This is a genomic window from Oscillatoria nigro-viridis PCC 7112 (assembly GCF_000317475.1).
GTDB classification, from domain to species: domain Bacteria; phylum Cyanobacteriota; class Cyanobacteriia; order Cyanobacteriales; family Microcoleaceae; genus Microcoleus; species Microcoleus nigroviridis.
In genome coordinates, this window is record NC_019729.1 from 5,923,780 (window position 1) to 5,945,903 (window position 22,124).

Here is a 22,124-nt window from a genome sequence, read left to right on the forward strand (position 1 = left end):
ACTAAATTTGATTGAAAATCAGTTATAATATCTGAGATAAAAACTTGCGAGTGCGTTCTTCCTTCGGGTGCTGAAAAAAATGTTCCGGCTTCGCTTCTTCAACTAAAACGCCGCCATCCATCAATACAATGCGATCGGCAACTTCGCGCGCAAACCCGACTTCGTGAGTCACCACCACCATTGTAATTCCCGTTTGAGCCAAATTTCGCATTACATCTAAAACTTCCCGCACCATCTCCGGGTCTAATGCTGATGTCGGTTCATCAAACAGCATGATTTTAGGCTGCATTGCTAGAGAACGCGCAATAGCGACCCGCTGCTGCTGTCCCCCAGACAACTGTCCGGGATATTTTTTTGCTTGTTCCAATATTCCCACTCTTTCTAACAGTTGCATTGCCACTTCTTCGGCTTTTTTCTTCGGCCAGCGGCGCACCCACACCGGCGCTAGCATGACGTTTTGCAAGACGGATAAGTGGGGAAACAGGTTGAATTGCTGAAACACCATTCCTACTTCGCGGCGGACGGTCTCGATGTTGCGTAAGTCGTGAGAAAGTTCGATTCCGTCGATCGTAATTTTACCTTGTTGGTATTCTTCTAATGCGTTGAATGTGCGAATAAATGTCGATTTTCCCGAACCAGAGGGCCCCATTACGACAACTACTTCACCTCGGTTTACGGTCATGCTAACGCCGCGCAGTACGTGAAATTGTCCGTACCATTTGTGGACGTTTTCTGCTACTATTACTGGTTCGGGGATTGGGGGTTTAGTTTCCATAATTTTTTATTTTTTTACCGCAGATGGAGGCAGATTAACGCATATTAACGCAGATGAAAGTAGATGAGTTTTTAGCGCTGGCCTACTCCTAAAGTTCGCTCTATTTTGCGGCTTGCTAGGGACATTGAGTAGCAAAATACCCAATAAATTATGCCGACGAATATGTAAACTTCGGCGTATCTGCCGATATAGGATGGATTTGCTAAAACTGCGCGGGATATGCCTACTAATTCTAACATTCCGAATAGAGACAGCAGGGATGTATCCATGAATAATCCGATGAATTGACCGCCGATCGCCGGAATGACTGTTCGCAGTGCTTGAGGCAGTACAATTAGAATTGTGAGTAGGGGTGTATTGAGTCCGATCGACTTCGCTGCTTCTATTTGTCCCCTGGGCACGGCCTGCAAGCCACCGCGCACGTTTTCTGCCAAGTATGCCGCACTAAATAAGGTTAATCCAGCAATTGCTCTAATCACTCTATCCAATTTCGGATATTCGGGCGGCAAAAAGAGTTGCAGCATCACTTGACCTAAAAATAAAATGCCAATTAATGGTAAACCGCGAATAATTTCAATGTATAATGTTGATAACAGTCTGATAACTGGCAAAGAACTTTGTCTGCCGAGTGCTAACAATACCCCTAAAGGAAAGGAAAGCACAATACTAATCACTGCTAAAAACAGTGTCAATACTAAACCGCCCCAATCATTTGTTGACACTTCTGTCAAACCCAACCCGCCTTTAATTAGCCACAAAATTATGGGGAAGGAAAGAGCCCAAATTCCCGGCATCCAGCCCATGATTTTTGGGTTGATTTGCCTTCCGATGGCATAGCTGGCGGCGGCTGCGATAATAATTCCTAAGAGGTAGAGGCGAGAGGTTAGGTCGATCGGCGAAATGACCGCACCCACAACCGCAGCACCGAGTATAATTAGTAAAGGCGCATTCCAAAGACGTTCTTGCCGCTGAATGTTTCCCCAAGTTAATCCTCCCAACAAGGCAATTATGGCGGCTACTATCCACAGCCGCCAGTACGATTCGCTGGGAAATCTGCCGGCGAAAAATAGCGGCAAGTTGGCTTCTAATACGCGCCATTGAGCTTTTGTTGTTGCCCAAACGATAATTCCTTTAATAGTTAGGAAGGCGACAATTAGGCAAACTACTGTCAGAATGCTGTTGTACCAGGTACTAAATAAATTTTTGCGCGCCCAATTCCAAGGAGTGGGCGATTCGGTGGCTGGGGGCGGTAATACGGGGAGTGTTTCCATAGTTTTCGCTGTTTTAGATGTTAGATTTTAGATTGCATACTGATAACGATAGGGGTTGGTAAGTTACTAACATTTACTTTTTTTTGACTAAGAAATGTTATTATTTTTTAGGTGTTAGTTATTAATTCCTAATTGCACTTGCTAAAATTCCTAATATTTTATTGACATCTCTCAGGTAATATTCACTCAAGTCAATTTCAATGACTTGCTCTTTTAGTTTCAAAAATCTCCAGTTAGTCCCGCTAGTAACACATCCATAAATTGTCGCAATCTCGTTGCCTTCACGTTCATTAAATATTCTAGCGGCCAACATTTCTGCTACGCACTGTCCCAAACCGCCATTAATGTTTTCTTTTTTCGCTTCTACAATGATAATTACTGGTGCAGTAAGAACTAATAATTCTGGAGAACGACTAATCAGAAAATCGCAATTTCCATTTAATCCTTTTTCTGGATCGACTGTAAAATCTATTCCTGAAAAAAAGCTAATCTCAGAATTAAACTGTTTTCTAAGTTCTATTAAAATTGGTGCAATAATCATTTCAGAGCGAGATTTTTCTGTATTACTGCTAATAGCTAACGGCACACTGTATAGAAGAGTCTCTGCTAAGAAACTACTGCTTTCTAACTCTGATATAGTAGAAAACATATTAATTTGATCGGAAATTTTTAATTCAAATATTTTAGATACTTTTGCTAAACTAAAATCACTATACGCCATTTTTAATCTCCTTAACTCCTACCTATAAAATCTCAAATTCTCAGCGCGTTTATCTTTCCTTGATTTGTACGGTTTTATTGTACAAATTCATAAACAGAGAAACTATCAAACTAATTGTTAGATATGTTACCATGATAATTAACATTGCTTCGATCGCCCGACCGGTCTGATTCAACGTCGGAGAGCCCACCACAAAATAAACGTCGGGATAAGCAACCGCAACCGCTAAACTCGAATTCTTAGCTAAATTCAGATACTGACTGGTTAAAGGCGGCACAATCACCCGCAAAGCTTGCGGCAAAATTACCATCCGCATCATTGTTCCAGACTTCAGCCCCAAAGACTTTCCGGCTTCCCACTGACCTTTCGATACTGACTGAATTCCTGCCCGCACAATTTCTGCAATGTAACTGCCAGTATACAAGCTGAGTCCTGTCACCAGGGCGGCAAATTCAGGAGTTAATTTTAATCCTCCTTCGAGTTGCAAGGCTGGTGTCAGGCGGGGGAAATCTAGACGAAAAGGGAGATTTTTGGTGATAATAAAAGCTAAGATTGCACTCAGCCCGATCGCACCTAGAGCCCAAAACAACTGTCTTCCCGGCTTAGCTTCTTCCCACATCACCCGCGCCCGCCACATCCACAGCGCCGCCGCCGCCAAAAATCCGACAGTTAGCAAAATCAACCAAATCTCAAAACCCGGCAAAGCCACCGGCCAAGGTACAGCAATACCGCGATTTGTCAAGTAAATCGCCCCCCTCATCTGCTGATTGTCTTCCAGTTTTGGCAGGGAAATGAAAACTGCAAAATACCAGAAAAATAATTGCAGCAATAACGGCGTATTTCGCAGAATTTCTACGTACAAACCAGCCAAATTCCGCAACAGCCAATTGTCGGAAAGGCGCGCAATTCCTACTGTCAAACCCGCAACAGTTGCGAAAACAATGCCGATACCCATCACCCGCAGCGAGTTGATCAAGCCGACAAAATAAGCTTGTCTGTAACTGTTTTCGGGACTGTAGGGAATCACGCTTTCGCCAATGTCAAAAGATGCTTGGGAATTGAGAAAATCAAATCCAAATGCAATCCCCAGTTGCGAGTAATTGGCAGTGAGATTGTCCCAAAGAATGGCGATAACAACTATTACTAAAATTAGGGCGATCGCCTGTCCGGCTATTTTCCAGAAGCGATCGTCCCGCAGCAGTTTTGATAGATCTTTAAATTTGGGCAATTTCTGCGATTTGCCCGGTTGAGGTTCTGGGTTCATAACTGTTTAATGTAGAACACACTATACCTAACTTTAGCCTGCCTAAAATATCTTGTAGGGTACACCTAGCAAGCACCTTACAAGTTGGGTAAGCGCGGAGTACCTTGCTGTCTAAAATATCTAGTTGGTTAACTGTTAACAGTCAACGGTCAACAGTCAACAGTCAACAGTTAACTAAAATTAGCGGAACGGCGGCGAGTAAAGCAAACCGCCATCTTTCCAGAGTTTGTTTTGACCCCGTTCTAACTTGAGTGTACTTTTGGGGCCGAGGTTGCGATCGTACATTTCTCCGTAATTCCCGACTTTCTTAACAACGCGGAGTGCGAAATCGTTCGGGAGTCCGAAACCTTTACCTAAATCTCCTTCTGTTCCTAGCAAACGTTTGACGTTCGGGTCTGTAGTGCTTGCAACAATTTGGTCTACATTTCCCGAATTAATTCCCAAATCTTCAGCTTCAATCGCCGCAAAAATAATCCATCTCACCGCGTCAGACCATTTATAATCGCCGCTTTTGACGGCAGGGGCCAACGGTTCTTTTGACATCACGACCGGCAAAACAACATTATTCTCGGAATTCGGCAGAGTTGTCCGCTTCGAGACTAGCTGCGATCGATCGGCAGTAACACCTTGACAGCGACCTTCTTGATAGGTAGCAAAGGTAGTATTCACATCTTCAAACACCACAGGAGTGTATTTAACTCCTAATTTTCGCATTTGATCGGACAAATTTTGTTCGGTGCTCGTACCTGTCTGCACGCAGATAGATTTGCCCGCAAAATCTTTTAAACTTTTGATGCCGCTGTCTTTTTTGACCATGATGCTTTGAGAGTCATAAAAGATCACCGGGGCAAATTCCAGCCCGGTAGTGCTGTCGCGACTCGCGGTGTAGGTGGTATTTCGGCTGAGAATGTCGATTTCTCCGGCTTGCAAAACTGTAAATCTATCTTTAGCATTGAGCTTTCGGTACTCGACTTTTTCGGGATCGTCAAATATTGCCGCCGCGACAGCCCTGCACACATCCACGTCGAGTCCCGAATATTTGCCTTTTTCGTCTACAAAGCTAAAACCCGGCAGTTCGCCGCTGACGCCGCAAATCAGCTTGCCGCGGCTGACAATTGTATCTATCCGGCTCGAACCTTGTTGCGATTTGCCTTCGGCAGTTGTTGTTGCTCCTGTTTGTCCGATTTGTGCCGATCGATCCCTACAAGACGCCAACCCTGCCAAAAACAACACACTTGCTAGTAGCAGAAATCCCGATTTACGCATAGATTTTAATAGAACGCTTTCCTGACAATCCTACCTTGTAGCTGTCGAGAACTGTTGCGATCGGCAGCGCACAAAAGCGGGCGACTTCAAATTAGCCATTCTGCATCGCGGCAACTGCCCCGACTACCCGCTTGTTTTTTTTTGAGCAAGCTGGGCGCGGAGAGCTAGAAATCCGGTTTCTGGCTGGAGGCCTCGTCGTCAAACCCAATATTTATCTTTGAAACCGGGTTTCTTTTCTGTTATTTTTGCCCACCGCGAGCGATCTTCGCCCTTCCCTGGAATATTTATCCGATTTTGATTGAATGCGCTCACAGTAGCTCTGGTGCTAGCCGCTGCTCAGCTAAATCGCGGATTAGGGACAGCCGAGACTGGATGTATTCGTCCAACAAATCAGCTTCTTTGCCATTAAGCGCAGAGTTGGTCTTTAACTGTTTCAGCAGCCACTGTACCAGGGTGGCATCGTCTAAATTAACTAACAGAGTGGCTTGGGTAGTCTCAATTAAGGACCAGAGTTGGCGTAACATGACTGGAGTCATAAAACCTCGTTGAGCGTAAATACGCACTAATGGGCGGGGCTAGCGAAAAGCTAGTTTTGGTGTTTCAAGCCGATCGACGAAAAGCACCCTCTGGTCGATCGGCTTAATGATTATTTTATATTTGACCACAATAACTGAATGTAGTAGTGTCATAAGCTACAACACACAAGATGTTATAAGAGTTCCCAATTCCGTCACATTCAGATAAATATCTTGATAAAAAATTAAAAATCTTTACATGCGCTCGCTCGCGGGGGCTGCCAGAAGCTGTGCGGGATCGGGCCCGATAGCCCGGTTCAAAAGAAAATTGATTACTCAGTAGCCACCAACTTTTGAACCCCCGCCAGAATTATTTCTAATTCAGCGATGATTTTTGTAGCCCCCTCCAAATCATTTGATTCGGCCAGACTTTGAAGCCGATCTGCCATCTCGGGCATTAACCGCACCGCCGCCGTCGCGCTGACACCTTTAATTTGATGAGCGCGGCGGGCCAGTGTGTCCATGTCTCCCGAGGCGATCGCCCCCTTAGCAGCTTCTAAATAACTACAAGTGTCCACCACAAAAGCTTGCAGTATTTCCCGCTCAAACTCTAAATCAGCGCCCGAAATTTCGTGCAAACGCGCCATATCGACTACCGATTCGATATCTGGCTCAGAATTTTGAAGTTCCTCGCCATTAAACTTGGGAGTTTCAATTTTTAGCTTGGCCGACCAATTTTCTAGTACCGATTTTAACTTTTCGATCGAAATAGGTTTGCTAATATAATCGTCCATGCCCGCCGCCAGACACTTTTCCCGATCGCCCTTCAAAGCATTCGCCGTCATCGCAATCACCACCGTCTTTTGATGCGGCTCCATGTTGCCTGCAGCATCTGCCGCTTCCCGGCGGCGCAATTCCCGCGTTGCTTCGTAACCGTCCAAAACCGGCATCTGACAGTCCATCAACACAATGTCATACTTTTTCAGAGCAACCATAGATAGCGCCTCTGCGCCGTTATTCGCGACATCCGCAGTGCATCCCAAAACTCTGAGTTGATTGAGACCAACTTTTTGATTGATTGGAGTATCTTCAACTAACAAAATCTTTAAACTTGCTAACTCCCGGTTGTCAATAGCTGAGGCTCGATTGGAAGTTAGATTTGCCCGCGGCTCATCCATCAGCGTCATCGGGGCGATCGCATTCGCCAAGCAATCAAATAGTCGGTGAGCTTTAACAGGTTTAGTTAAATACCCGCTAAAACCGCTATTTACCAAGCGTTTCGCTTCTGCAAGCTGATTCGTTGAAGTCAGCACCACCCACTTTGTCTGCTGCATTGCCGGCTCAGAAATCCTCAAGCGTTCGAGACTTCCCGCCACCATTTCCGGCAACTGAATATCAACCAAAACGATATCGTAAGGGGAATTCAGGCTGACAGCTTTGTACAGAGATGCGATCGTCATCCAACCGTTCTCAACCTCCTCCACCTCCATTCCCCACAAAACAGCCATTCTCACTAGCAGTTTTCGCACTGTCGGCTTGTCGCTGGCAACTAACATTTTTCGCCCCGCCAGCACCGTTTCTAAATTCACTTCGCACGCTGTCCCCACAGCAGTTAAGTTTTCCTTAACTGTCGGCACAGTAAACCAAAAAGTCGAGCCTTGGCCAGGGGTACTTTCCACACCGATTTGCCCACCCATTAATTCCACCAACTCCTTAGAAATAGCCAGCCCCAAACCTGTACCGCCGTATTTTCTTGTCGTAGAGGCATCAACTTGAGTAAAAGATTGAAACAGCTTTTTTTTGTCTTCGGGAGCAATTCCAATTCCTGTATCTGTGACTTTAAACAGCAGCAACATCAAGTCATTGTTTTCTATTTTTAACTTTTCAATATTTTCTAAAATTTTCTGATTTTCGCTGGCTGCCAATAACCCAGGATTACTAGCATTAGCAACCTCAATTACCACTTCTCCTGCTTCTGTAAACTTAATAGCATTGTTGATCAAATTAGTTAGTATTTGCCGCAACCGCGCTGCATCACCTTTAATTTGCACCGGCACGTCGCTGTCAATCAGTGCCACCACTTCTATACCTTTTTCTTGTGCGGGAGTTGCCAACAAATCCAGCACTTCATTCATACAGATACTGAGGTTAAATTCTAGTATTTCTAAGCGCATTTCTCCGGCTTCCAGTTTGGATAGATCCAGAATATCGTTAATGATGGAGAGTAAATTTTGGCCGCTGAGTTTCAGCGTCTGTACAAAGTCAAGCTGTTCGGGAGTAAGATTCGTTTTCAGCAGCAAATCAGTCATCCCCATCACTCCATTCATCGGAGTACGGATTTCGTGACTCATATTTGCTAAAAATAGCGACTTCATTCGAGACGCTTCGAGGGCTGCTTCTCGGGCTTGCTGCGCTTGTTCAAAAAGAGTAGATTGCTGAATGGCGATCGCCAACTGCACGCTCAACCTTCCCAGCAAATCCATCTCAGAATCAGTCCAAACACGCGGAGCTCTGCACTGATGGGCAATCAGCAATCCCCACAACCGATTTTGGCTCGTTTCCAAACTCCTTCCCGGCAGTTCAATTCGAGTTTCCGGCGAGTATTCGGTTGCCAACCCCTGACTTTCATCCCCTATAAAAATTGGTACAACTAAATTAGCCCTTACCTGCAAACTAGCAAGTAAATGTCGGTGTTCCTCGCTCAAATTCGCCGTATAAATATCTGCCATTGCTTGAATTTTTTCTGCGCTATACAGCCATACATAACTTTCTCCAAATGATGTTCTTTGAACTTTTCTACCCAGCAGGGGCATCCAATCATCCCCTACAGATTCCACAACAACAAGCGCTGTTTCTTCCGACTCAAAACGATAAATTACCGTGCGGTCATTTGCCAACAACTGCCGCACTTCTTGTACAGCCGTGCTCAGAGTTTGAGTCAGGTTGAGAGACTGCCGGACTCGCTGGGCGATCGCCGAAACCAGCCGTTCTTGTTCTGCTTGTTCCCGCAGCATTCTCTCAGCTTGCTTGCGTTCGGTGACATCGCGAATTACCGCAGCAAAGCACAGCGGTTCGGTGGTTTGAGGGTGCTTGACCAGAAAAGCATTCATCACCACATCAATGGGTTGTCCGGTGGCCAAGTGCTGCATTTGACCTTCGCCTTGCCACTGGCCCTGACTGATAATTGTTGGTAAAATCTCTTGACTGAATTTCTGCTGAAAATACGGCCCAATATAATCCCATATCTCCGTATAAAGCACTGCCGAAAGATTCTCTACACCCACCAGTTTTCGTCCGGCTTCGTTGACAAACAGCGTTTTGCCTTTCAGGGTAGCCATACCGATAAAATCGCTGCTGTTTTCAATCAGCGACACAAATTTTTGCCGTTCTTCTTCTCCTTTTTTGCGTTCGGTAATGTCGCGCTTGACGCAGACATGACAAATTACATCGTTGGCGTTGTTAATCACAGAGTATGCCGCAACGTCGATCGCCAGCGTCTGGCCTTTTTTAGTGCAGTTAGTAATTTCGCCCCGAAAACTTCCTGTTTTCGCTAAACTTTGAGCAATTGCCGAAAAGCGCTCCCCCGCAACCAGCGGCGAAGCTTCTGCTTCTAATTCCGCGTCTGTGTATTCTAGAAGCGTTTGGTGAGCACGATTTTGTTCGAGGAAAAACCCGTCAGCATCGATAATGACGATCGCATCGTTGGAATTTAAAAATATTTCTCGGTAAAGCTTTAGTTTTTCCTCAGCTCGCTTGCGTTCGGTGATGTCTCTGTTGACACTTACGTAACAAACTACATCCCCAGCATCATTTAAAACCGCAAAAGCCGAAACCTCCACCTCAACTGTTCCTTCTTGCACAGCCTTAATACAGGTCATTTCGCCTCGGTAACTCCCTGTTTCTGCCAAGGTTTGCAGCACAGACGTAAATGGCTGTTCTCCCATGTGAGTTGCAGGTGTTTTTCCCCACAATTTAGACGAACTGTAGCCCAGCAAAGCCGTGTGAGCTTGATTTGTTTCTAAGTAATAGCCTTGGGGGTCTAAGATCGCGATCGCATCGTTGGATTTCAAAAAGATTTGTTGATAAAGTAGCAGCTTCCGTTCAGCTTGTTTCCGGGCGCTAATATCCGTGAACAAGCCGTAGTAAACTATTTCCCCCGATGCTTGGAATTCTGGCTGGGAAGCTCCTTGCACCCATTTAAGTTTTCCCGACGGAGTGACAATTCTTCCTTCCCAGCGCCAAGGCTGCAAATTTTCAGCAGAAAGCGTCACCGAGTTGAGAAAATCATCTCGATCTTCGGGATGAATCATGTCAACAATTACATTAAAATTCTGCTGAGCAGCCTCTGGTTCTATTTCATACAATTCTCGGCAGCCAGCGCTCACAAACGAGAAAGCCATCGAGCCGTCTGGATGCAAGTCAATTTGATATACCGTACCCGGTACGCTAGCAGTAATTTTTTGCAGTTTGGCTTGGCTTTGATTCCTGGCTTCATCTGTGGCCTGCAATTGACCAATCTCTCTAGAAACACCCAAAACCCCAAATATATTACCCTGTGCATCGCACAGCGGCACTTTTTGCGTATCAAAAACGTGCTGTTTGCCACCTTCAAAGGTTATCGCCTGGTAGGGATTGCGAACCCTCTCCCCAGCCAGCACAGCTCGATCTTCCTCGCGGATGCCCCTAATTTTGCCGTTGCGATCGCCAAATACTAATTCGGCTGAAAACCCTAATTCAATATCATCTTTTCCGATAATTTCTTCAACATTTTTCCCCACATATTCAGCAAAACTTTGATTGACAAAAATGTATCTAAAATTTCTATTTTTCGCAAAAACTTTGTCCGCCGCAGCATCCATTACAGCCCGCAACAATAGTTCTTGACTTTCCGAATCCAGAGCAAAATTTTTTTGAGTTTTATCCTTGACACTGGTCGTTTTAGCTGCTAATATTGTTAACTGTTTTGCACAAATTTTAGCTACAGTGTGCAGCAAACAAAGGTGTTCCAAATTAAAAGCAGTTGCCTGCTCTGCACCAATGAAAAATACTCCCAACAATTCTTCACTTTCATCCGGGTTGGCTGGTGCCATCAAGACCGACTGAAACTGAGCCATTGGTGGCGGAGCGATGTTGTGCTCCCAGTCCCGATTGCCAGCAAGCCATTCAGCGCGAGCAGCTTGCAAGCGCCCTTCCATTTCGGCTTTGGTGCTAGCACTTAACGGCTGTAAGTGTTCCAGGTATATTCGATCGTCCGGTAGCGTCAAAATTGCGATCGCCTCTGTGGGAATGAGGCGATCGAGATATGCCAGACACGCAGACCAAATTTCATCAGCACTGAGAGCGGCTTGAACTTTTGTAGTAAGTTCGTTGAGAACTTGCAGTTCCAAGGTACGCTGGCGGACTTTTGCTTTGAGGCTGGCGGCTAGGATTTGCATAGTGCTCACCAAACTGGTTTGCTTATATTATAATTATTGATTTTAAAACTTTGGCAAACAATCATCTTAAAATACATCCGGCTAAAAGACAACGGTTTGATATTTAAATTACCTTCAATCGCTAAAAAACAATGATGCGATCGGGAGCAAAGAGACACTGCTCAATGCAAGCTCTCGCTCCCGCTGCGACACTTAAGCTCACACCCAAACACAGATGCAAGCTCCGACTTCCGCGATCTAACTCAAAAAATTTTAGACCAAACTTCAAACCCTCAAATTCATGTGTTGAGTCAATCTAAAATCTAAAATCTAAAATCAATGGACTGTGAAACTAGCCCATTAAAATTACATTATCGATCACATGGATGACGCCGTTATCAGCTTCGATATCCGCAGCGACAACTGTAGCATTTTTCACCTCAAAACCGTCAGAACAATCAATTTTAATCGGCGAACCTTCCAAGGAAGTAACAAAACCGAGTTTTGCCAAATCAGCTTTCATAAACTTGCCAGAGACGACGTGAAACATCAAAATCCTAGTCAGTTGGGGAACGTTCTGCACTAGGGTTGTGATAGTTCCCGGTGGCAATTTCGCAAAAGCATCGTCATTGGGTGCAAAGACAGTGAAAGGGCCCGGACTTTTGAGCGCGTCTACTAAATTAGCTACTTGCACGGCTGTTACGAGGGTTTGGAACGAACCCGCACCTACGGCAATATCAACAATATCAGGCATTGTGTTCTACCTCATCTGGGAAAAAAGTTCTATTAAGTATCGTAAACTGAGGCGGGCAACAATACCTACTGTCTTTTTTGAAAAATTGGTAACTCTTTTGTAGTGAGGACTTCAATCCTCAGATTTTTGATGAGGACTTCAGTCCTCACTACAAACCTAATAATATAGGACTTACATCTGGGGGCCCAGAAACCGGGTTTTTTACGGAAAGACGCGTTAAAACCCGCAGATTAGGTAAAAAACCCAGTTGCGAGGAGTCGGAGTGCGTCCAGGACTGTAATAGTTATTTTACCCGATATCATATTACTAAATGCTTGGCAATTTAACCGCGCGGTGCTTTTAAATTGCTAGAATACTGCTGGCGATTGTGATACCAAAACCTCGGTTTCTAAATCTGCTACTTCAGCCTTTAGGTTTTCTCCCTTGTGAATGCTAAAACTGCCGTACAAAATTGAAATTTCAAAAATGTCAGTATGAATTAAAGCTGCTTTCCGGTGCGCGTCTTCACCCAAATGAATGCCAATCAAATCAGCTTCAGGATCTTTGACATCTTCAGGATGGAACACCTCCCAACTGATGTCTCGGCAGTCATGAAATACTATGCTATAAGGCAATCTATCGCCTGTCGGATCGTAAATACATTCAAATAAAATTTCATTCCCCCACAAAGACACATTGACATTTGTAATGAGGGATGTAAGTCCTCCTAAATTAAGCAATTTGTAGTCATCGGGCATATTAATTACTCACTTTTTCTCCAGTATTGTGCGTCCCAGGAATCTTATTGCCAAATTCATCGCGTGTTTTGACCAAGCTGCCATCTTTGTCAAGACGCAAACCTTTGTTTATTTTTCGGCCATCTGAACTGTATCTGGGAGCTGGGGTGCGTACAACTTCACCATCAGGACGGATATTGACTCGCGAACGATCGGCAAATTCGTATTCAAGATAACCCCCTTCAGTAGTTCTGATTTCTGCACCCAATCCGCGCAAAAAGTCATCAACTTCTTGGCGAGTCATCCCGGTTAAGTCTCCAAACTCAGATGCAATTGCATTTCCTCCCGCTCCCTGACTCGGCACGCAAGTCTCCTCACCAACCGTTGCTTATTGGAGTTTAGCACGGTTGAAGAATCGGAACAAGGAAGTTCGGCAACGGATGAGCTTTCTGAGGATGTAACGGATGGATGGAAGAAGGAAGAAGGAAAAAGGAAGGATCGTGCCTCAAACTCGCAATGCCAAATGCTTTTCGTCCCAATTATCAATTCCCAACGACCAATAATTAATTTCCAAAACAAATAGGGGGTGCCTTCCGCCCCCCTACTAATTAACTAACTCAAGTGGCACAGAATTATTGATTGCCGATTTGCACTTTCACTACGCGGTTCTTGTCGGCTTCCGCTTTGGGCAAATTCAGCTGCAAAACTCCATTTTTGTACTCAGCTTCCACGCTGTCATTTTGAACCCGTGCGGGTAGGGGAATCACCCGGCGGAACGAACCGTAGCGGAACTCAGAGCGAGTCATGCCTTTATCTTCAGTCTTAGTTTCCTGACGGCGTTCGCCACTGATAGCAACAGATTCTGCTGTTACTTGTACGTCCAAATCCTTAGCTTCCATGCCCGGAATTTCCAACTTAAGGTGGATGGCTTCGGGAGTTTCATCGAGTTCGGCGGGGGGTACAAAAGCAAAACCGTTAGCTCCGCGTTCTGTTGCCGGTGTCAAGCTATCAAACAACCGATTCATTTCTCGCTGCAAGGAGTCCATTTCCCGCAAAGGTTCCCAACGAATAAGTGCCATAACTAATACCTCGACTATCTGAAGTTTTTAGGGGTTGAGAAACACTTGACTCAACTTGTATTTAATATATTCCAGCTCCCGCAACTGGGGGATTCGGTTTTCCGCAAAAAGACCGATCGCATTTCCGAACATTCGCGATCGATATTGTAAAATCATCCCAGGTGCGGGTATCCGATCCAACCCGAACCCAGCAATTTTAGATTTTAGATTCGAGCGAGGAATTCGCATCTAAAATCTAAAATCTAAGGTTCGATTAACTCCACCGCGAATGCTGATAAGAAGCATAGGTATTAAACAAAGCACCCACCAAACTAAAAGTTAGACCGATCACGAAAAAACCCTGGAGGGGACAGCCGCTGCCGAAAGTAGCTAAGAACTGCAAAATCAGGTCTTCTCCAGAGCGACCAACTTCTTGGAGAGCAGGCAGGAAGCCAATCAGCGAAAAGCTAGTCAATCCCCCGCCGATTAACAATAAGGGGGCGACAAAGCTCAACAGGCTGGTCAGCAGTACAGAGCGAAGGAAATTGGGAAAAATGCTCATAATAGTCAGTAAATTCAGCTAAACTGCCGAAAGGTACAAGCAAACAAAACTTGTCCTTTTCTACGATAGGCAGCGATCGCCCTCAGTGGCCGATTCTGTCAGAAATCTTAAATGTTATAGAAAAAACTTGTTTAAGATTTGTAGATAGATTTCATTTTTGGCAGTTGTTCTATACTCGAAATCTCCTTGAGCACCACTACATCTTCCAGCCTCAGTTTGTGGAGTCAGCGGTTGCTGGCAGCAATTTTATTGGGCGGCCAAGTCATGCTGCACTTGCTGAAGGGCAAAATTCACCGCCGCAACACCCTCGACCAAATGGCAGCAGTCGGCCCGGAATCTCTGCTGATTGCTTTGCTGACTGCGGGTTTTGTCGGCATGGTATTTACTATTCAGGTAGCGAGGGAGTTTATTAACCTCGGTGCCGGCAATGTCGTAGGCGGCGTTTTGGCTTTGTCTTTGGCTCGCGAACTCGGCCCCGTCTTAACAGCCGTAATCGTGACGGGACGGGTAGGTTCGGCTTTTGCAGCGGAAATCGGCACGATGCAGGTAACAGAACAGATAGATGCCCTGCTGATGCTCAGAACAGACCCGATCGACTATTTAGTCATTCCCCGCGTCCTTGCTTGCTGCTTGATGCTGCCAATTTTAACCATCATGTGTCTCGTCACCGGCATCATCGGCGGACTGCTGATTGCTACGACGATGTACGGCATCTCTCAAAGCGTGTTTTTAGAATCAGTCCGCAATTTCCTGAGTCTGTGGGATATTTGCAGCGCGGCAATTAAGGCTTTTGCATTCGGTGGCTTGATTGCTGTAATCGGTACTAGCTGGGGTTTGACCACCACCGGCGGGGCAAAAGGCGTCGGCCAATCGACTACTACGGCGGTGGTGACGGCTTTACTGGCTATTTTTATTGTGAACTTTTTCCTGACTTGGCTGATGTTTCAGGGGACAGGCTCTAGCGTACTCAAAGGCTTGTAAGCTAGGAAACGGATAAAATATGAATAATTGGCAACATTCGCTTACTACCCTTGATTTAAACCCGTGAATACCACTGCCTCTTCGACTGCGCCGACAAATACGATCGAACTCGCTCCGAGTTATGCGATTCCCCTAGTCCTGGTACTGGCGGCCCTACCGCTGCTGTTCGTGCAGAAGTGGGCGAGTTTGCCACTTTCGCTGTTCGGCTTGTTTCTGATGTACCAAGCCGCCACCATCCGGCTGCAATTTACCCCAACAGATTTGGACATTTATCGATCTTCCAACTTAATCCGCCGCTTTCCTTACCGAGAATGGCAAAATTGGCGGATATTTTGGCCCGCTGTGCCGATTTTGTTCTATTTCAAAGAAATTAACAGCATTCACTTTCTGCCAGTTCTGTTCGATCGTAAAATGCTACAGACCTGCTTAGAACAGCGCTGTCCCCGTCAAGACTAAAAAAGTTGTTAATTTTAAATTTTTAACTTTTCCGTGCCCTACGCCGAACAAAATTTCCCATGAATTCAGACGAATCTCCAACCCAAGAACCGCAAGCCCAACCACCCGCCCCAAGCGGTGACGGCGAAGTCGATTTACCCGTGAATCAGACGGAGTACCAACTTCCATCTCAAACACGAGATTTGTGGATCGACGAAAATGAACTGCCAGCCCGACTCCCGGCAGAAACAGACGCGCCGCTGGATGAGGAAGATGCCGAAATCGCCCATTTCGTGGACGAAGCAAGCGCAATCGCCCAAGTCCCGCCCAACACTGACGATCGCGAATCAGAAAGTCCGATCGCTCAAATCGATCCTCCAACAGACTCCCAGCCAACAGCAACCGCAGAAACGGTAACGCCCATCCCAGAAAATGTTACCGAACAGTTGGCAAATAGAGTCAAAGAATTGCAGCAGCAAGAACAAAATTTGACTGAAAGAATTGCCGCCTTGGAAGCCGACAAAGCCAATGCTATAGAAGCGTTGGGCTCCGCTCAAGCATCGATCGGGCGTTTGGTACAAGACGGCTTGATTCAACTAGATCAGCGCAAACAAGCGCTACAAATCGAAGTAGAAAAACTCGAACGCCGGCGCGATCGAATTCAAAAGGAAATGCGAACCACTTTTGCCGGCGTTTCCCAAGATTTAGCAATTCGAGTCCAGGGTTTCAAAGACTATCTAGTAGGCAGTTTGCAGGATTTGGCCGCCACCGCCGAACTCTTAGATTTGACGCCACCGGTGCAAGAGACACCCAAGCAAATTCCTGCTGAGGAGTCTCAATCCTCAGCACCGGTAAATCCCAAATTTGCCGAACAGGGATTTCAAGAACAAGCCAAACAAATTCGCCGCACCCTCGATCAATACCGCACTCTCCCCGACTACTACGGCCCGCCTTGGCAACTTCGCCGCACTTTTGAACCCATCCACGCAGAACGAGTGTCTAATTGGTTTTTCACCCAAGGAGGAAGAGGCGCTTTGCGGACTATGGGTTCGCGCTTGCAAAATATCTTGATTACTTCGACAATTATTTCTGTACTCAGAAGCGTCTACGGCGGGCGGGTGCGGACTTTGGTACTCGCCAACAGTCCCGAACGTTTGGGAGAGTGGCGCCGGGGTTTGCAGGACTGTTTGGGCATTACTCGCAGCGATTTTGGCCCGGAAAGGGGGATTATTATGTTTGAGTCTGCGGAAGCTTTGGCTCAAAAAGCCGATCGACTGGTGAAAGATGGCAAATTGCCGCTAATTGTCATTGATGAAACTGAGGATTTAATTAGTTTGTCAATCCTGCAATTTCCTTTATGGCTGGCCTTTGCTGCCGATCCGCAAACTTTGATGGCTGCTAAGGATTTTTGATGGGGTAATTGGTAATTGGTAATTGGTAATTGCTAATTAGTAATTGCTAATTGCTAATTATGCTAGGGGAAAGGTTGCAAATTTTAAAAGTACACGAAATAATCTCAAATTAAAAAATGGCTAGCTGGATAATTTTAAATGGCGCCTTGCTAATCGCAGCTTATCTGCTGGGATCGATTCCGACTGGGTACGCCTTGGGGAAATGGATGCTGGGAATTGATATTCGACAGGTTGGTTCGGGTTCGACGGGTGCGACTAACGTACTGAGGACTTTGGGGAAGTGGCCGGGGTTGGGGGTTTTGTTGGTTGACGTGTTGAAGGGGGTAAGTGCGATCGTCCTAATTCGCTACATTTACTCTCTCACTTTTACCAGCCAGCTAGCAACCGCAGCAGGTATTGAAAATACTGTAACTGTCATCCCTTGGATGGCAACTTTGGCGGGTTTATCTGCTGTTTTGGGCCACAGCAAATCAATCTGGCTGGGGTTTACCGGCGGTAAATCTGTGGCTACGAGTTTGGGAGTTTTGCTTGGTTTGTACTGGCCAGTTGGTTTGGGAACTTTCGGAATTTTCGGGATAGTATTTGCGGTGTCGCGAATTGTTTCTTTAAGTTCGATTATCGGGGCAATTAGCGTTGCTGGATTGATGTTTGCTTTACATCAGCCGCTGGCTTATGTATTGTTTGGAATTGCGGGCGGTGTGTTTGTAATTGTGCGACATCGCAGCAATATTCAGCGGTTGTTGAACGGTACGGAACCGAGGATAGGAGAGAAATTGGAAACAGCAGCTAGCGATTAATCTGAAACAGCCTGACACCTTTTCAGTTAGTTCCCATAACGGGGCCTAGATCCAACACAAATCCGGGCAAAACATCTTCCCCTGACAGCGTAACAGGGGACTGCAATATTTCTATTTCTCGATCGATCCTATAAATCTCCACAGTCCGCGTTTGCGGGTCAATCAACCACCCCAAACAAACGCCATTTTCCCGATATTCTTGCATTTTCTCTCGCGTTTCTCTGAGAGAATCACTGGGCGAGCGCAATTCCACTACAAAATCAGGACACAGTGGCGGAAATTTCCTTTTTTGTTCGGGAGTTAAAGCTTCCCATCTTTCGCGTTTTATCCAAGAAGCATCGGGAGAACGAGTTGCACCGTTTGGGAGTCTAAAACAGGTCGAAGAGTCAAAAGCAATTCCTAGATTCGGATTTTGGCGACTCCAAGCTTGCAATTGATAGGATAAATCCATATTACGGTTTCCAGTTTCTCCTCCCGTTGGTGGAACCATCAGCAGTTCTCCTTTTGCATTCCGTTCAAATTTATAATCGGGGTGATGTTGGCACAGTTCGTAAAACTGATCGTCTGTCAACTCGATCCACGGACTTAAATCTAATTTTAAAGTCAGCATGGCACTAACACCTATTTACCTAATTCTTGAGAACGCAAATAAGCTGCTTTCACGGCTTCGATCAGCGCCGAACGGAAGCCGTTACTCTCTAATTTAGCAATTCCCGCAATAGTTGTGCCGCCGGGACTTGTAACTCGATCTTTCAATTCTGCTGGGTGCATTCCCGTTTCTTGCAATAGTTTCGCCGTACCGAATACAGTTTGCAAAGCTAATTGAGAGGCGATCGCCCGTGGCAGTCCTGCACAAACTCCGCCATCTGTCAAGGCCTCTATCAAAATTGCTACATAACCGGGCCCGGAACCCGACAGCCCAGTCACCGCATCCAGCATGCTCTCAGGTACTTCTACCACTTCTCCTACGGCCTGAAAGATGCGCTTTACCAATTCTAAATCAGCCGGTTGCACGAGTTTTCCAGGGGCGATCGCGCTCATTCCCGCTCCTACCGTTGCCGGAGTATTCGGCATCACACGCAGCACTCCCCGCCCCGGGAACGCGGGTTCGAGCTTGCTGAGCGGCACTCCTGCCAAAATCGACACTACCAGCGCTTCTGGCTGGGAATTAGCCGTTTCTCCATTATTTCCCTGTTTGCGATCGGCAGCCACCGCCAACTCCAAAGCTACCGTATCAAAAACTTGCGGTTTAATCGCCAAAAACAGCACTTCTGTAGCGGCAGCAACTTCTAGATTGCTGGCTGTTGTTCCAATCCCGTATTTCTCAGTTAAAAACTCGCGGCGTTTTACCCCAGGCTCGCTCACCAATATTTCTCTTGGCAAATAAACTTTTTGTGCTATTAAGCGGGATAAGAGAGCTTCTCCCATTACCCCACCGCCGATCGTACCAAATTTTATGTTAGTCATTAGTCAGTTGTCACTTTTGAGTTATCAGTTGTCAGTTGTCAGTTGTCAGTTGTCATTGTTTACTTAGTTGTTAGCTAATGTTATTAATCCGCAGTGTTTATTCCACAGTTATTAGTTGTTAACTATTGACTACTGACTACTGACTACTGACTACTGACCACTGCCAACTGACTACTGACTACTGAGCGATGGGAGCTTGTTCTGCTGGCCAGACTGTTGGTGCAGGAGCCGCAGCACGAGGGCGTCCTTGAGCAGGAGGCACTTCGTGAACCACACCAGACTGAGTTCTCACCTGCACGCAGCTAGGCGTAAACAAGAAAATACTTTCGCCAATGCGCTCTTGATGACCGTCCAGGGCATAAGTACCGCCCGCCACAAAGTCCACAGCTCTTTGCGCTTGGTCTGGGTCCATCACCGTCAGGTTCAAAACCACAGACTTGCGTTCCTTAAGGGCTCGAATTGCTGCCGGCATCTCTTCAAAAGTGCGCGGCTCCATTACTACTACTTCCGAAATCCCGTTCATAGCTCCAGGCATTCCAATCACGTTATTCATTACTGACCCTACTCCCCCGGTTGGTGCAACGACATCCATACCTGTCGATCCTACTACTGACCGCTCTCGCATTCTACGATTTTGACGACGTTCTTCTTCGGCTGCTGCGACGGCAGCGGGGTTCGGTTCAGCCGCTTGGTAGAAGTTCTGATAGCGCTCCCCTTCCGTTTCGTCGTACACGTCATCGTACTCAGGCTCATTGTTGATGCCTACAAAATCTCGCAGTTTAGAAAAAATATTCATGATTCACGCTCCTTCACGACTTGGCTGCCCCGACTATACTCGCGTTGCGCGTTAGTCGCGGGTGGCTGACTATTCTATATTTAACCCAAATTGTCTTTATCAGAAGATTTCAATTACTTATCCCCTCCTAGAGCCAAATAAGGTTTGTCCTAGCCGTACCATAGTAGCACCTGCTTGAATTGCCAAATGATAATCTCCCGACATCCCCATCGAGAGCTGCTGCATTTGAATGCAGGGCAAATTTTGCTGCTGGATTTTCTGTGCAAGTTCGCGGGTGCTGTTAAATAATTCTAGGATTTGCGAGTCATCTAATCCCAGCGGCGGAATTGTCATCAAACCTTGAATTTTGATATGCTGACATTTGTTGAGTTCTGGAAGGTCGGCCAGCAGTTCTGGAACGCTCCAGCCGTATTTGTCAGGGTCGGGCAACATTTTGACTTGCAGGCAGACTTGGGGAGAGCAGGACATTTCCCCCGCCAAGCGCGAAAGTCGCTGAGCGAGTTTTAAATTGTCGAGAGAGTGAATCCACTGGAAATGCTCTAGGGCCTTGGCGGCTTTGTTGGCTTGCAAGTGTCCGATCAAGTGCCAGTTGATATCCGGTAAATCTTGCAGTTGGCTTTGTTTTTCGACAGTCTCTTGAACCTTACTCTCGCCAAAATCCCGGATACCGCCGTCGTATGCTTCGCGGATAGCATCAGTCGGTACCTGTTTGGTAACGGCAATTAACCGCACTGATTCGGGCAAGTGTTGGCGAATGCTCTTAATTCGAGAGGCTATGGTCATGGGTGCTCAACGCTCTTGACTGGAGGGAAGGAAAATTAAGACTGTTACCAATTACCAAATTACTGATTTTCGTTATTGAAACGTGCGCTGGTGAATGGTCTGCAATTGGTCGTACTCTTGATATTGACCGCTGCGACGCAGGGTTCGCAGGCGAATTTCGACCATGAGGCGAGCGTCGGAGCGGCTGATGGGTTCAAATCTCAGACCGCCTGGGCCGTTTGTCACCAAAAAAAACAGGCGTTGGGCGTATAGGGTGGTAAATAATTCTTGGCTGTCTTCAACCTGGGATACCCTGAAGAGGAGGCCAAAGTTTGGATGATTCAGGTAAGTTTCAGTAGTCATTAACGCTCACAATCGATCGATTTTAGATTAAAGATTTAGATTTTAGATTTTAGTTTCGCTCGATCGCCCGACGGCGTTGTTTGACGGCGGGCTACAAAGGGCGATAGCCGTAGCCGTGCAATAGTCTCCGTCGTGGCTGAGGCTCAATTGCCACTGGCAATTTCCCCAAACAGAGGCTTGTACTGCTGCGGTTCCGTGCAGTTGCACATTTGGAGCACCGTTTTCGGAGCGCCGAATTTCCACATCTGCATACCGTATTCCCCGCCATCCCGTGCCTAGAGCTTTGACAACGGCTTCTTTTGCTGCCCAGCGCCCCGCTAGTTGGTTGCAGGAAACTCGATTCATTTTACCTTTAATGCTGCTGTGTTGAGAATTTAGTTGCCCGCAATCCCTTTGTTCGGCGGGCGTGTAAACTTTTTCGAGGAAGCGATCGCCAAACCGGTCTAATGCGGCTTGAATGCGCGGAACATATACTATATCTGTCCCAAGATAGATGTTCAAGGTCTTGGTTCTCTAAATATTTGTCTCCATTACTTTAGCAGGACTGTCGCGTACCAGACAAAACTTACTCAAATCTAGGCTGGTGTTCCAAACCCCGCTCGAATCAGTCCTTCCCAATTCTTCAATCTCCAATCTAATCAATCAATCTCAAATCTCAAATCTCAAATCTCAAATCTCAACATCTGTCCCAAGATAGATGTTCAAGGTCTTGGTTCTCTAAATATTTGTCTCCATTACTTTAGCAGGACTGTCGCGTACCAGACAAAACTTACTCAAATCTAGGCTGCTGTTCCA

General features: G+C 46.2%; 23 protein-coding genes. 4 read left to right on the plus strand and 19 right to left on the minus strand.

Features of this window, described 5'->3' with window-relative positions; translation table 11 throughout:
* Positions 1-22: 22 nt before the first annotated feature.
* The 13 genes from OSC7112_RS24660 to OSC7112_RS24720 all read right to left on the minus strand — a co-directional run bounded on the left by OSC7112_RS24660 (position 23) and on the right by OSC7112_RS24720 (position 14,316).
* Positions 23-775 carry an amino acid ABC transporter ATP-binding protein gene (locus OSC7112_RS24660; RefSeq protein WP_015178448.1) on the minus strand — a complete coding sequence of 251 codons (753 nt, stop codon included), beginning with the start codon at positions 773-775 and terminating at the stop codon, positions 23-25.
* A gap of 71 nt (positions 776-846) precedes the next feature.
* Positions 847-2,046: an amino acid ABC transporter permease gene (locus OSC7112_RS24665; protein WP_015178449.1), complete on the minus strand. Its 1,200-nt coding sequence runs from the start codon at positions 2,044-2,046 to the stop codon at positions 847-849.
* A 121-nt stretch (positions 2,047-2,167) separates the two neighbouring features.
* Positions 2,168-2,767, minus strand: a complete 600-nt coding sequence (locus tag OSC7112_RS24670; protein WP_015178450.1) for a hypothetical protein — start codon at positions 2,765-2,767, stop codon at positions 2,168-2,170.
* A 49-nt stretch (positions 2,768-2,816) separates the two neighbouring features.
* The gene (locus OSC7112_RS24675) at positions 2,817-4,031 is read right to left on the minus strand and encodes an amino acid ABC transporter permease (protein ID WP_015178451.1); all 1,215 of its coding nucleotides are present in this window, start codon (positions 4,029-4,031) and stop codon (positions 2,817-2,819) included.
* A gap of 180 nt (positions 4,032-4,211) precedes the next feature.
* Positions 4,212-5,297 (minus strand): amino acid ABC transporter substrate-binding protein, encoded by a 1,086-nt coding sequence (locus tag OSC7112_RS24680; RefSeq protein ID WP_015178452.1) that lies wholly within the window; start codon positions 5,295-5,297, stop codon positions 4,212-4,214.
* A 308-nt stretch (positions 5,298-5,605) separates the two neighbouring features.
* Entirely contained in the window at positions 5,606-5,833 is a 228-nt protein-coding gene (locus OSC7112_RS24685) for a hypothetical protein (RefSeq protein ID WP_015178453.1), read from the minus strand.
* 311 nt (positions 5,834-6,144) lie between these two features.
* Positions 6,145-11,247 (minus strand): PAS domain S-box protein, encoded by a 5,103-nt coding sequence (locus OSC7112_RS24690; protein ID WP_015178454.1) that lies wholly within the window; start codon positions 11,245-11,247, stop codon positions 6,145-6,147.
* Between the two features lie 331 nt (positions 11,248-11,578).
* On the minus strand, positions 11,579-11,980 hold the full coding sequence (locus OSC7112_RS24695; protein WP_015178455.1) for a CO2 hydration-associated protein CupS: 402 nt from the start codon (positions 11,978-11,980) through the stop codon (positions 11,579-11,581).
* A gap of 347 nt (positions 11,981-12,327) precedes the next feature.
* Positions 12,328-12,717, minus strand: coding sequence for a hypothetical protein (locus OSC7112_RS24700; protein ID WP_015178456.1), 390 nt, complete (start codon positions 12,715-12,717; stop codon positions 12,328-12,330).
* Position 12,718: 1 nt separating this feature from the next.
* On the minus strand, positions 12,719-13,060 hold the full coding sequence (locus OSC7112_RS24705) for a hypothetical protein (protein ID WP_015178457.1): 342 nt from the start codon (positions 13,058-13,060) through the stop codon (positions 12,719-12,721).
* Between the two features lie 268 nt (positions 13,061-13,328).
* Positions 13,329-13,775 carry an Hsp20/alpha crystallin family protein gene (locus OSC7112_RS24710; protein WP_015178458.1) on the minus strand — a complete coding sequence of 149 codons (447 nt, stop codon included), beginning with the start codon at positions 13,773-13,775 and terminating at the stop codon, positions 13,329-13,331.
* A gap of 27 nt (positions 13,776-13,802) precedes the next feature.
* Positions 13,803-14,003 carry a hypothetical protein gene (locus OSC7112_RS24715; RefSeq protein ID WP_015178459.1) on the minus strand — a complete coding sequence of 67 codons (201 nt, stop codon included), beginning with the start codon at positions 14,001-14,003 and terminating at the stop codon, positions 13,803-13,805.
* A 25-nt stretch (positions 14,004-14,028) separates the two neighbouring features.
* On the minus strand, positions 14,029-14,316 hold the full coding sequence (locus OSC7112_RS24720; protein WP_015178460.1) for a hypothetical protein: 288 nt from the start codon (positions 14,314-14,316) through the stop codon (positions 14,029-14,031).
* 186 nt (positions 14,317-14,502) lie between these two features.
* Here OSC7112_RS24720 and OSC7112_RS24725 point away from each other — a divergent pair, with 186 nt between their 5' ends.
* The 4 genes from OSC7112_RS24725 to plsY all read left to right on the plus strand — a co-directional run bounded on the left by OSC7112_RS24725 (position 14,503) and on the right by plsY (position 17,941).
* On the plus strand, positions 14,503-15,297 hold the full coding sequence (locus OSC7112_RS24725) for an MlaE family lipid ABC transporter permease subunit (RefSeq protein WP_015178461.1): 795 nt from the start codon (positions 14,503-14,505) through the stop codon (positions 15,295-15,297).
* Between the two features lie 63 nt (positions 15,298-15,360).
* Positions 15,361-15,753 carry a DUF3119 family protein gene (locus OSC7112_RS24730; protein WP_015178462.1) on the plus strand — a complete coding sequence of 131 codons (393 nt, stop codon included), beginning with the start codon at positions 15,361-15,363 and terminating at the stop codon, positions 15,751-15,753.
* A gap of 59 nt (positions 15,754-15,812) precedes the next feature.
* Positions 15,813-17,144, plus strand: a complete 1,332-nt coding sequence (locus OSC7112_RS24735; protein ID WP_015178463.1) for a DUF3086 domain-containing protein — start codon at positions 15,813-15,815, stop codon at positions 17,142-17,144.
* A gap of 116 nt (positions 17,145-17,260) precedes the next feature.
* The gene (gene plsY, locus OSC7112_RS24740) at positions 17,261-17,941 is read left to right on the plus strand and encodes a glycerol-3-phosphate 1-O-acyltransferase PlsY (protein ID WP_015178464.1); all 681 of its coding nucleotides are present in this window, start codon (positions 17,261-17,263) and stop codon (positions 17,939-17,941) included.
* Between the two features lie 22 nt (positions 17,942-17,963).
* Here the strand turns inward: plsY and OSC7112_RS24745 are convergent, their stop codons facing one another.
* The 6 genes from OSC7112_RS24745 to acpS all read right to left on the minus strand — a co-directional run bounded on the left by OSC7112_RS24745 (position 17,964) and on the right by acpS (position 21,830).
* Positions 17,964-18,551, minus strand: coding sequence for a Uma2 family endonuclease (locus OSC7112_RS24745; protein ID WP_015178465.1), 588 nt, complete (start codon positions 18,549-18,551; stop codon positions 17,964-17,966).
* Positions 18,552-18,562: 11 nt separating this feature from the next.
* Positions 18,563-19,408 carry a pyrroline-5-carboxylate reductase gene (gene proC / locus OSC7112_RS24750; protein WP_015178466.1) on the minus strand — a complete coding sequence of 282 codons (846 nt, stop codon included), beginning with the start codon at positions 19,406-19,408 and terminating at the stop codon, positions 18,563-18,565.
* Positions 19,409-19,586: 178 nt separating this feature from the next.
* Complete coding sequence (locus tag OSC7112_RS24755; RefSeq protein WP_015178467.1) at positions 19,587-20,204, minus strand: cell division protein SepF; 618 nt, start codon at positions 20,202-20,204, stop codon at positions 19,587-19,589.
* A gap of 117 nt (positions 20,205-20,321) precedes the next feature.
* Complete coding sequence (locus OSC7112_RS24760) at positions 20,322-20,987, minus strand: YggS family pyridoxal phosphate-dependent enzyme (RefSeq protein ID WP_015178468.1); 666 nt, start codon at positions 20,985-20,987, stop codon at positions 20,322-20,324.
* A gap of 72 nt (positions 20,988-21,059) precedes the next feature.
* The gene (gene pipX / locus OSC7112_RS24765; protein ID WP_006634205.1) at positions 21,060-21,329 is read right to left on the minus strand and encodes a transcriptional coactivator PipX; all 270 of its coding nucleotides are present in this window, start codon (positions 21,327-21,329) and stop codon (positions 21,060-21,062) included.
* Between the two features lie 42 nt (positions 21,330-21,371).
* Positions 21,372-21,830, minus strand: a complete 459-nt coding sequence (gene acpS / locus OSC7112_RS24770) for a holo-ACP synthase (RefSeq protein WP_015178469.1) — start codon at positions 21,828-21,830, stop codon at positions 21,372-21,374.
* Between the last annotated feature and the right edge of the window lie 294 nt (positions 21,831-22,124).

Bases quoted from the DNA above. Each gene is read 5' to 3' on its own strand.
- OSC7112_RS24675 (WP_015178451.1), bottom strand. From the start codon at position 4,031: ATGAACCCAGAACCTCAACCGGGCAAATCGCAGAAATTGCCCAAATTT.
- OSC7112_RS24715 (WP_015178459.1), bottom strand. From the start codon at position 14,003: ATGCGAATTCCTCGCTCGAATCTAAAATCTAAAATTGCTGGGTTCGGG.
- OSC7112_RS24665 (WP_015178449.1), bottom strand. From the start codon at position 2,046: ATGGAAACACTCCCCGTATTACCGCCCCCAGCCACCGAATCGCCCACT.
- OSC7112_RS24760 (WP_015178468.1), bottom strand. From the start codon at position 20,987: ATGACCATAGCCTCTCGAATTAAGAGCATTCGCCAACACTTGCCCGAA.
- pipX (WP_006634205.1), bottom strand. From the start codon at position 21,329: ATGACTACTGAAACTTACCTGAATCATCCAAACTTTGGCCTCCTCTTC.
- OSC7112_RS24680 (WP_015178452.1), bottom strand. From the start codon at position 5,297: ATGCGTAAATCGGGATTTCTGCTACTAGCAAGTGTGTTGTTTTTGGCA.
- OSC7112_RS24695 (WP_015178455.1), bottom strand. From the start codon at position 11,980: ATGCCTGATATTGTTGATATTGCCGTAGGTGCGGGTTCGTTCCAAACC.
- OSC7112_RS24720 (WP_015178460.1), bottom strand. From the start codon at position 14,316: ATGAGCATTTTTCCCAATTTCCTTCGCTCTGTACTGCTGACCAGCCTG.
- OSC7112_RS24670 (WP_015178450.1), bottom strand. From the start codon at position 2,767: ATGGCGTATAGTGATTTTAGTTTAGCAAAAGTATCTAAAATATTTGAA.
- OSC7112_RS24690 (WP_015178454.1), bottom strand. From the start codon at position 11,247: ATGCAAATCCTAGCCGCCAGCCTCAAAGCAAAAGTCCGCCAGCGTACC.
- plsY (WP_015178464.1), top strand. From the start codon at position 17,261: ATGGCTAGCTGGATAATTTTAAATGGCGCCTTGCTAATCGCAGCTTAT.
- OSC7112_RS24700 (WP_015178456.1), bottom strand. From the start codon at position 12,717: ATGCCCGATGACTACAAATTGCTTAATTTAGGAGGACTTACATCCCTC.
- OSC7112_RS24745 (WP_015178465.1), bottom strand. From the start codon at position 18,551: ATGCTGACTTTAAAATTAGATTTAAGTCCGTGGATCGAGTTGACAGAC.
- OSC7112_RS24755 (WP_015178467.1), bottom strand. From the start codon at position 20,204: ATGAATATTTTTTCTAAACTGCGAGATTTTGTAGGCATCAACAATGAG.
- OSC7112_RS24685 (WP_015178453.1), bottom strand. From the start codon at position 5,833: ATGACTCCAGTCATGTTACGCCAACTCTGGTCCTTAATTGAGACTACC.
- OSC7112_RS24710 (WP_015178458.1), bottom strand. From the start codon at position 13,775: ATGGCACTTATTCGTTGGGAACCTTTGCGGGAAATGGACTCCTTGCAG.
- OSC7112_RS24735 (WP_015178463.1), top strand. From the start codon at position 15,813: ATGAATTCAGACGAATCTCCAACCCAAGAACCGCAAGCCCAACCACCC.
- proC (WP_015178466.1), bottom strand. From the start codon at position 19,408: ATGACTAACATAAAATTTGGTACGATCGGCGGTGGGGTAATGGGAGAA.
- OSC7112_RS24660 (WP_015178448.1), bottom strand. From the start codon at position 775: ATGGAAACTAAACCCCCAATCCCCGAACCAGTAATAGTAGCAGAAAAC.